The 9,330-nt window shown below is 40.6% G+C and carries 3 protein-coding genes; all 3 read right to left on the bottom strand.

Translation table 11 applies throughout. The annotated features are described in order from the left end of the window. Window positions 1-1,278: 1,278 nt before the first annotated feature. The 3 genes from ASG21_RS04605 to sprA all read right to left on the bottom strand — a co-directional run bounded on the left by ASG21_RS04605 (window position 1,279) and on the right by sprA (window position 9,278). Entirely contained in the window at window positions 1,279-1,572 is a 294-nt protein-coding gene (locus tag ASG21_RS04605) for a VanZ family protein (protein ID WP_082482349.1), read from the bottom strand. Between the two features lie 55 nt (window positions 1,573-1,627). Beyond that, window positions 1,628-2,005 (bottom strand): glycine cleavage system protein GcvH, encoded by a 378-nt coding sequence (gene gcvH / locus ASG21_RS04600; RefSeq protein ID WP_056076528.1) that lies wholly within the window; start codon window positions 2,003-2,005, stop codon window positions 1,628-1,630. Window positions 2,006-2,327: 322 nt separating this feature from the next. After that, window positions 2,328-9,278, bottom strand: coding sequence for a cell surface protein SprA (sprA, locus tag ASG21_RS04595; RefSeq protein WP_241773454.1), 6,951 nt, complete (start codon window positions 9,276-9,278; stop codon window positions 2,328-2,330). Between the last annotated feature and the right edge of the window lie 52 nt (window positions 9,279-9,330).

The following is a 9,330-nucleotide window of genomic DNA, read 5'->3' as shown; positions in this document are numbered from 1 at the left end:
AACTTTTATTCATATTTATTTAACATAATTAAGCAACAGACTGATTGTGTGGAGAGAAAATGTGTTGGAGGGTTGGAGGGTGCGGGGTGAGATTTGAAATTTGATGTTTGAGATTCGGGATGCGGGGTACCGGGTGAGGGGGTGCGGTATAGAAGGATTGCGAGTTGGGGAATGCGCGGCGCAAGTAAGGGATGCGAGGTGCGGGATATATGGGGTTGAATGCCGGATGGTGTGTTTTATGTATTATTTTTCCACAGCCTGGTTAGTGAATTGGGCTGGTTGAATATGTANTGGGAATTTTTGAGCATCATTGTTTATTTTGTAAGGCTTTTCGGTGAAAATGACTGCGCATTGTATGATCTGAAAAAATACAGAATGAGTTTTCACGTCGCTTTTGTGGATGTTTTTAAGATGGCACTCCTACGGAGTGCAAAGATTTGAAGAATGTGTTTTTGCTACACAGATTTTACTCCTCCGGAGTAAGGTGGAGTTTTTATTTTGAAAGGTGTGGCCAATTGCTGACATTACTTGAGTGGATTCTGATTGGATGAAAAGTGTTTTTGACTGAACAGGTGCGAGTTCGTTTTTAAATAGTATCGGTGGTACGTCCGCAGCAGCAGATGGGATGATTTGAAATTTGAAGTTTGAGATTTAGCTTCGCTCAGTTCGGCTTTGCCTTGTGTGAGGTTTGAGATTTGAGATTCGGAGTGCAGAGTTCGGATGTGGAATGTGGAATGTGGGTACGGGCGGGACGCCCGCACCAGCGGTGAGAGCATTGAGAGTTTTACTTTGATGGTTTCATACTCGATTCATAAAAGTTGATTTTTGTGTGGAAGTAACCACCCCCGTCTAAAATCTGCGATTTTGACATCCCCTCCAGAGGATGGGAATGGTTCAAAGGGTATTGGAAATAAGGGAAGTTTGGTTTTTTACTGCTGGCCGCACTGAAAATGTAGTGAGAATTGATGGTTGAAACTTTTGAATTGACGTTTTGGCTTTCCGATTATAGTTTTTGCTGCTTTCTTTAATGAGATTATTGTAGATTAATTGCTTTTGGTGATTGCTTATTACTCATTGCTCATTACTTATCAAAATTCAACAGTTCTTAAAAAGCGGAATCGTAACTAGCCCCGATGGAAACGGCATCCTTTTGTGATGAGGAACGAAGAGCAAAAGATATAGTGGACAGCGGGTTCCCGGCTCCTGAAAATTATTGTGGGAGGATTGGAGAGTGAGAGGGAGAGAAAGTAAGAGAGTGTTTTAGGTTTTTTGGGATTTTTAGAATTTTCCCACGATATATTTATATGTATAATATCCGATGAGGCAGCCGATGGTGTCTGCGACGATATCTAGAGTTTCCATGGAGCGGCCGAGGTGCATCTCTTCCTGGAAGATTTCTGTCAGGAAGGCGTAAATGAGGATGATCTGAATATAATAAGCAAATTTTATTTTGGGGAAGGATGCTATGAGCAGAAAGCCCAATGCCGCGAAGATACTTAAGTGTAAGACTTTGTCTATGCCATTAAACATAAACCAATATTCATGGTTTTCCTGGCCCGGCCTGAGGAGCATAAAAGTAAGAAATGCCCAATAAATGGGCAAAATCTTATTAAATATGTTTCTGTAATTATCCAATGACAGCCTGATATTCTTCTGCAGTTAGCAATTCTGACTGATCTGCTCCTTCTGCAAGCTCAAGTTTGATGATCCATCCGTTTCCGTATGGGTCTGTGTTGAGAAGTTCCGGCTGATCTTCCAATTCAGCATTGAATTCGATTACTTTTCCGGCGATTGGAAGGAAAAGGTCTGATACTGTTTTTACTGCTTCTACACTTCCGAAAACGGCTTGCCCCTCAAGTTCTTCGTCTACTGTGTCAACGTCTACGTAAACGATGTCGCCTAACTCGCCCTGTGCGAAATCTGTAATTCCGATTGTAGCAACGTTTCCTTCAATCCTGATCCATTCGTGATCTTTGGTGTACTTTAGTTCTGCAGGTGTATTCATTTTTAATTTTTTATAACGACAAATTTAATTTAAAATTGGTGAATGGTCAAAAGAAAATTTAATTTTTGTTGGGATGCGGGTCTGAGGTTTGAGATTTGAGATTTGAGATTTGAGGAAGGTAATGGTTTTTACATTGAGAACATTTTAGTTGATTGATAATTTGGAGTTTTTTTTTAAAAAGTTTTTGATACAACAAAGTTCAGATATAACGGAAGAATAGAAATCTTCATTCAGCCATAATGGATACGTGAAATCTTACCACTTTATGTTCAAAAAAAATCCCCTTCAAAAAAATGAAAGGGATGGTGCATTTAAATTATTTTTAGAAACCTCCTGCGTCACCGAATGTGAAGGTGGCTCTGAGACCTGCTCTCACCGTAGAAAGTGGGAAGGCTGTCGATATTTTATACCTTGAAGTCATCTGTTCGTAGAATACCATTAGGTTTAAGTTTTGTGAAACATTGTAGTCTGCAGATAATTTGATATTCATTAAACGCTGTCCGCCGGTTACCTGAGAATCATCCAAAAGAATATTCATAATGCTGGTGCGGCTGTCCCGAAGTGAAATATCTCCTCTGATATTTAAATCTGCTCCCTTATTGTTTCTGCCTCCTCCTCCGGCATTTCCTAATCTGAAGTTTCTGACGATATAACCGAGACGAACCACATACTCTGTATTTGCATCTTCAGTTATGGTGTGATTTACCAGACCAAGCAACAACATTCTGTTTCTGTTGTACTGAATTCCGAACTGCATATTGTTTCTCATCGTAACATCTATTCCTACAAGCGGTGCAAATGATTCTACATAACCTACCTGTGAGAAAGTAAACGGATTGATGCGGTCTCCATTGATGTCGAAACTTCCCGGATTATTAAAGTAATCAATACTCGACTGTACTCCAGTTGCAGTGTAGGTCGCATTGTAGCTGTGCAGAATATCAAACTTGGTAAACTGACCGCTTATTACCGGAATATTTTTTAAACCAGACCAGGTGATTCGCCAGTTCGGGAACGGAAGTCCGGATTTTCTTGCATTTCCGATGAGTTTTGGTGCTTTACCTTCCACCGCTGCACGGAATGCAGGTATTAAAACATAAGCATTTGCGATACTGTATCCTGCGGCATAACCATCTGCTCCGGGAGCTCCGCCAAGCTGCTGCGAAATTGCCTGAGCGTTTTGTCTGATCGCGGCATATATGGCAACATTATCTTTAAATGAAGTTTTCACAAGACTCACAGAATTGGAATAACTGATCATATCTGTTGCAAATGTAAGATTCGGGTTGGCATTTCCGAAGCTGTCTCTGTAATTGAAGCCTGTCTGAGAAAAATTTCTGTTGTAGGTCTGAATTACATTAAAATCTATTCTGAAATCGTTTACCGGCATCATCTGGAGATTTGCCCGGAGATCCCGTGTAGACATCCTGACGTAAGGATCAACCATGAGATCCGAGTCACTCACCCATCCGTTTTCTATCACCGTTCTTCTGATGTCTGCCTGAGAACCGAGAAGGAAACCTACCGTAGGACCTCCCAAAGTCTGCCCTACTCCGTACCAGTTTGGTGCAGAAATAAGACCCGGAAGTACAGTTCCGTTATTTTCGGAATAGGTAACATCCAACTGTTTGAAGGAGGTCAGGAGAAACGCTGCGCCTTGCAGTGCCGTCAATTTATTTTTATACTTATACTTTTTGTAGGCATATCTTTTCTTCTCCCATGCCTGCGTGTAGGCAGTGTTCAGAGAATCTGTCTCTCTCTTTCTTTTTCCTAAAGTCTCTGTAATTCTTTTAAAATAGCTGAACTGACCAAAGAAACGCGGAAGATCTGCTGTAGCGTTTGCCTGAATTACATTGGTATTTTGACCTATTGAACCTAAACTTCCGTCAGGGCTGGATAATAACGCTGTAGATCTTGCATTCCAGTTATAGGTGAAACCGTAGCCAACCTCAGCATCAATAAATTCTAAATACGGAAGATACTGGAACGGCAGTTTGTAGTTCAACTGAACTCTGTGATTGTACAATACAGGTCTACCTGCACGGAATACATTTCCGAAAATAGAAGAGTTGTCCATCGTGTTAACATCCACCTGATCATTTAAAGTTCTTGTAGCTGAATTGATTTCCAGTTTTAAAGATTTGGTAAAATTAAATCCTAAACCATACTGCCAACCGAAATAGAAGTTTCTGTTTTTAATAGCTGCAAAATCATTTCCAGGATTTCCAGCAAGGATTGCTTCAATATTTCTGAATTCAAGTTCGTTGTAATTTCTGTCGATCTCGGTTCTGAATGACAATCTGGTCGGAATTGGGTTAAAATTAAATTCTTTCACCCACTTCAGATATTTATACGATTTTGCAGTATCACTGATCAGTTTATTGAAAGGCTTAATCACCCATGGCTTAAACTGATAATTGTAATCTACATACCCTCTCAGATACTGTCTGTAGTTTTTCTTGGTGTAAATATCTCTGTAATGATCGTCGTTGTAAACGGCAGTCACCGAAATATTTTCTACATCATAGAATTTTGGTTTTCTGTCCGGATTTACTCTTTCCTTGTGCATGTTGACCACGCCCAAACTTCTCTGCTGAGTGTAAGTACGCGCTACTTTTTTAAGCTCTTCCTTATTGGCAGCTTTGCTGAATTCCACATCGGTATCCAGAGGATTGTACTTAGGATCTTCGATGGTTTGTGAGTAAGAATAGTTGACAGGAATTTTGATTCCGGTTTTTTCAGGTAAGAATTTATCTGCGTTAATAGCCGTGTTGATGCTGAATGCGGATTGTGTTGCCTGACTTCTTTCGGCAGGTTTGGAATCTATATTTCCGAAACCTACTGATGAATAGGATGCACTTGTATTAACGGTTGCAAAATCTCCGAGGTTGAAATTTAAGCTTGCATTTCCGGCATATCCTCCATCATTTTCAATTTCAGAAAGACGGATTTCGTTGACCCAAAGAACTCTACCTCTGTCTGAAATTCTTGCTCCATTGTTTCTTACCCCAATCATGATCGTCGTGATATTGCCTAAGCTGGGACGACCTTTGATATAGATTTTCTTGTTATCATCTCCAAACTGGGTATCTGCTCTTCTTTCGACAATACTACCCGGAAAATTGCGGTCTCTTCTGATTTTTGCATCCACAAAATCCTGAACATTAAAGTCCATTTCATTCTCGAAAGGCCAGATTTCCATTGGTGTAGTGGCTGTATTAGGCGTATATTTCAGAGACGATTCATATTCATAATAGTTATCTGAAGCATCGCTACCAAAACGGATATAAAATTTTACGTCCGGATCCAATTCTGAATCTCTGGGATCATCAAGGTTCTGTGCGTGAACAAAAAGTCTCAGCTTTTTGTACCTTCTCATATCGAGCGTGGTATTTTTGAAAACACCTCTCGCCTCGTTGCCCATATTTCTTACTTTCAAATATAGAGAAGATTCGTTCTGTCTCTGTGCACCTGCATTTCCGCTTAACACCTGTCTGTCGATTCCCGGAGGCAAAACATAAGGAGGTTGGTTTAGTGCATTTTCTTCAATGTTAACGCTTCCAACTTCAAAATTATCATTCAGCGTTGGAGTTCCTGTTGTACCTTCCGTAGGTGAGTCAACTACTGTACTTGCAATCTGATTAGGATATTTTCTCCAGTCTGATCTTACAAGATCCATAGTTCCGAATCTTAATGTTGAAACGTTGTCGAAGCCTGTAAGTAACATTCTTGCGAAACGCACATTATTTAAGATAGATGCATCTTTGTCTCCACCTGCATTTGTTTCATTATATTTATTAACCGGAACTCTGAAAAGATACCATTTCACATCATCGGTCTGACCGTTCTGGAAGGTAGCCTGAACCGTTTTAACATCAACAATATTATTCTGACCTAAAGTAAGACTCGCCTGATCAAGGTTTACAACATATTCGTTGTAGTTTTCATTTTGATCCAAATTGTAATCTCTGTTGATATCTTCCGCATCAGGAGTTTGAGATGCTACCTCAAGAGAATTGCTCTGTGAATTTCCTTCCGGACCTCTGAAATATTTGTAACGCTGAACCAGTGAAGATGCTAAATTTCCTGTAAATCTCGTAGAAAGATAAAATACAAAATCATCTACAGCAGGGTCAGCTAAGTTGGTCACCGGATTCACAAATGTATTCCCGAATCTTGCAGCTTCCTGATCTGAACTTAAACCGTCATATCCTAAATCCTGCGCAGTTCTGTCTGTACCTTCAGTAGAGAAAGCATACAGAATTGGAGGTTGTTTTGGCTGAATACCCCAGTTTGAATTGGTGGTAGTTGACGGTGCAGATGGTACCGGAAGGCCGTTTTCATACTGCATCAAACCATCTTTCAGAATATCTTCGGAAACGTTTCCTAACTGCAATAATAATTTCGGTGCACCGCCCGGCTGACTCAAAGGTCTGTTGTCGGCATAAGGATCCATCAACCAGAACTCCACATACTCAATATTTGAATTGATAAAGTTGGAAACGCTGATCGGACGCATAATCCCCGCCCATCTTTCCTGAGTTGTTTCTGTATTCGGGTTTACGTTGTAAGGTCCTTTTTCGTTTGGATAGTAAGAAACGTCAAATGTATTGGTAAATGTCTGCTCACCCGCTACGAAATCTCTGTTATTGAAAATTTCAGAAAACTGAACTCTTCTGGACGCGTGATTTGAAACTGACTGTGCAGTAATTCCCTCAGGAGCTCTTCCGCCCACACCCCAGAATCTCGGGTCAATGTTGTACCACGAAAGTAAGCCTCTTCCGTAACCATTCGTAATATCATTGTTTGCTCCGGCTCCGCTGAAAAGTGGGTTGTCCTGATTCTTTTCCGGTTTTGAAGCTAAACTCCATGCAGTAGGTTCCTTTAAAGAAATCTTTGAAGTTGTCTGTTCAAAATCGTCAATGTATGACTGATCATTTGTCCCTTTATTAATGCCCGGAATGAGGTAAGCGCCTTCCATTCTGAAATTCAGATTTGACGGAGCTTCAGTGTTGATTCCAGGGATTTTATCTGTAAGTCTTGTAAGGAATGGCAACTGGTTGTTGTACAACATATTAACACCTGCCATAGTGTTATTAACCGCTTCCTGACCGTAATTTACCTTCTGAGTTAAAGGTGATTCGGAATAATTGACAACAGTTCCGCCAAAAATAAAGTTTTCGCTTACTCTTCTTTCTAAATTTAAGCCTAAAAACCTCTTACGCTGTGTATTAAAAGTAAGTTGATTTTCAAGTGAAATATTGATGGCCTGCCCAGACTGTTTTACATTTTCATTGATGATCGTTACAGATCCCAACATGTAATCCACGGTGTAATCCACACCTTCTGTAAGCTGAACTCCGTTTGCGGAAACTTTTACAGAACCCTGAGGAACATTTACCGCTCCGAGAGAAATTCCCTGTCCCTGCGCACCTTTGTAACGTCCTTCTAAAGTGTACCGCTGAGCAAGGTTACTGGCACTTGCCACCTGCTTTTGCTGAGAATAAAGATCTGAAAATACATACTGCGGATCATTGCTGCCCAAAACCGTCTGCATGTAACTTCCGAAAGGCTGTGCTTTGGTGAAAATCAGTTTCCCGAACTCAGGTCTGACGGTAATTCCACTCACGAAATCGAAGAGTCCGTCACCAAAACTGCCTCCGCCATTCGACTGAAGGTCACCATTCAGGTTGAGTCTGTCCCAGTTTAATAATTTTAATAAATTGATATCTGCAACAGCTGTACCCGGAAGATAATTTACTTTACCTCCCGTTTTCGGATCACGGTAGAGCACATTTAAGATAAATCCGTCCGGATCAATCTGAGCTGCGTCTAAAGCATAGATGTTTTTCATCATCAATTGCCACATCGGCGATGTAGTTTTCACCGTAGTATTAGGCTTCAGTAATTTGGTAACCAATACCGGACTTTCTTCTGAAAATTCCCCAACTTTATAAACCTGATTGGTTCCATTGACAGTGTATGAATACGACACAGCCAGCAATTGCTGGTCATTGAGTCTCTGATTTAATGAAATATACCCTAACTGCGGATGAAATGAGTATTCAGAAGTTGTTAATCTTCTAGCTTTTCTGTTGTAAATAAACTGTTCGCCATCACTGTATGCTTCTGCTCCACCTGTAGAATTGGGAAGAACCTGACCATTTACAGTATTGTAAGTCTGATCAGGATTTCTAAGACCCGGCCCTAAAGAGGTTACCGCGCCGTAGATATTGTTTTGGGTATTATCAGGAAGCCCTGAAGGACCATCCCCCAAATCTCTGATTCCGACAATACTTTTCTGATAAGATAAATTTGAATTCCCCTGATCCAAAACCCAGACTTCCATTCTTGAAATGTTGATCCTTGAGTTGATCTGAGGATAATTCAGCAAAGCATTATCATAATTATTAAGGAAATAATGCCCGATGTAATAATGCTGATTGTCTTCGTAATCGATGGCATTTACTTTAAAAGTATTCATCACGCCACCGCCCTGTACAACAATGTTTCTGGCCTCACCCTGCTGCTGAGACATTACAACCGTTCCAAACGTTTTTCCAAGCTGAAATTCAGATTTTATCCCGAAAAGTGACTCTGAACCACGGATTAAACTCGTAGAAAGTGGCATGTTGACATTACCAAATTCTATTCTTTTTATGATTTTATCTTCGCCTCCGGCACTGGGTTTGTTTACATCATTTAAACCTTTGGTCTGAAGATCTTTCCATGTTCCTTTTGACTGCCAAACGAGATTCATTCTGTTTTCGAATGCAAAACCGCTTTGGGTATCGTAATTGGCTTTTAACTGAAGATTTTCACCCACCTTTCCAATCAAACCCAATTGGATTCTCTGGTCAATATCGAAGGTGAAACTTGTTCTGTTTTGAGGTAAAATTAAAGGATTATCAATTTTCTGGTACAGGCCTGCGAAGTCAAAAGAAGCATATCCCGAAGGAATAATTTCGATTTTATTGCTTCCGAACATCGCTTCGAAAAGTCTGTTGTTAATGGTTAAAGACGGAATTAAACCTAACCTTTCTGCCTCCGCTTTATCTTTACGGAACATCAGACTGTATCGGTTTGATTTGTCCCTGTAATACTCCTTTGCCTGCTGGGCGTCCATAAACTCTTTGTAGTCCTGGGGCGACATTGCAGTTGGCGGACCGGTAACCGTATTTCCTACCTTTGGATAGACGAAATACATTCCGGTTTTGATATCGTAATAGGCTGCGTAGTAGGTAGGATCTTCTACCTGCCAGTCTTTTTTTATGGTAAAACCGGTAGGTTCCTGCTGTGCAAAAGTGCTGCCTGAAACCAACAGT

It is taken from the genome of Chryseobacterium sp. Leaf394 (assembly GCF_001424105.1).
In the GTDB taxonomy this organism is placed as follows: domain Bacteria; phylum Bacteroidota; class Bacteroidia; order Flavobacteriales; family Weeksellaceae; genus Chryseobacterium.
The sequence above is the reverse complement of the archived record's forward strand: the minus strand, read 5'-3'. Positions and strand labels throughout refer to the sequence as shown.

Bases quoted from the DNA above. Each gene is read 5' to 3' on its own strand.
- ASG21_RS04605 (WP_082482349.1), bottom strand. From the start codon at position 1,572: ATGCTCCTCAGGCCGGGCCAGGAAAACCATGAATATTGGTTTATGTTT.
- gcvH (WP_056076528.1), bottom strand. From the start codon at position 2,005: ATGAATACACCTGCAGAACTAAAGTACACCAAAGATCACGAATGGATC.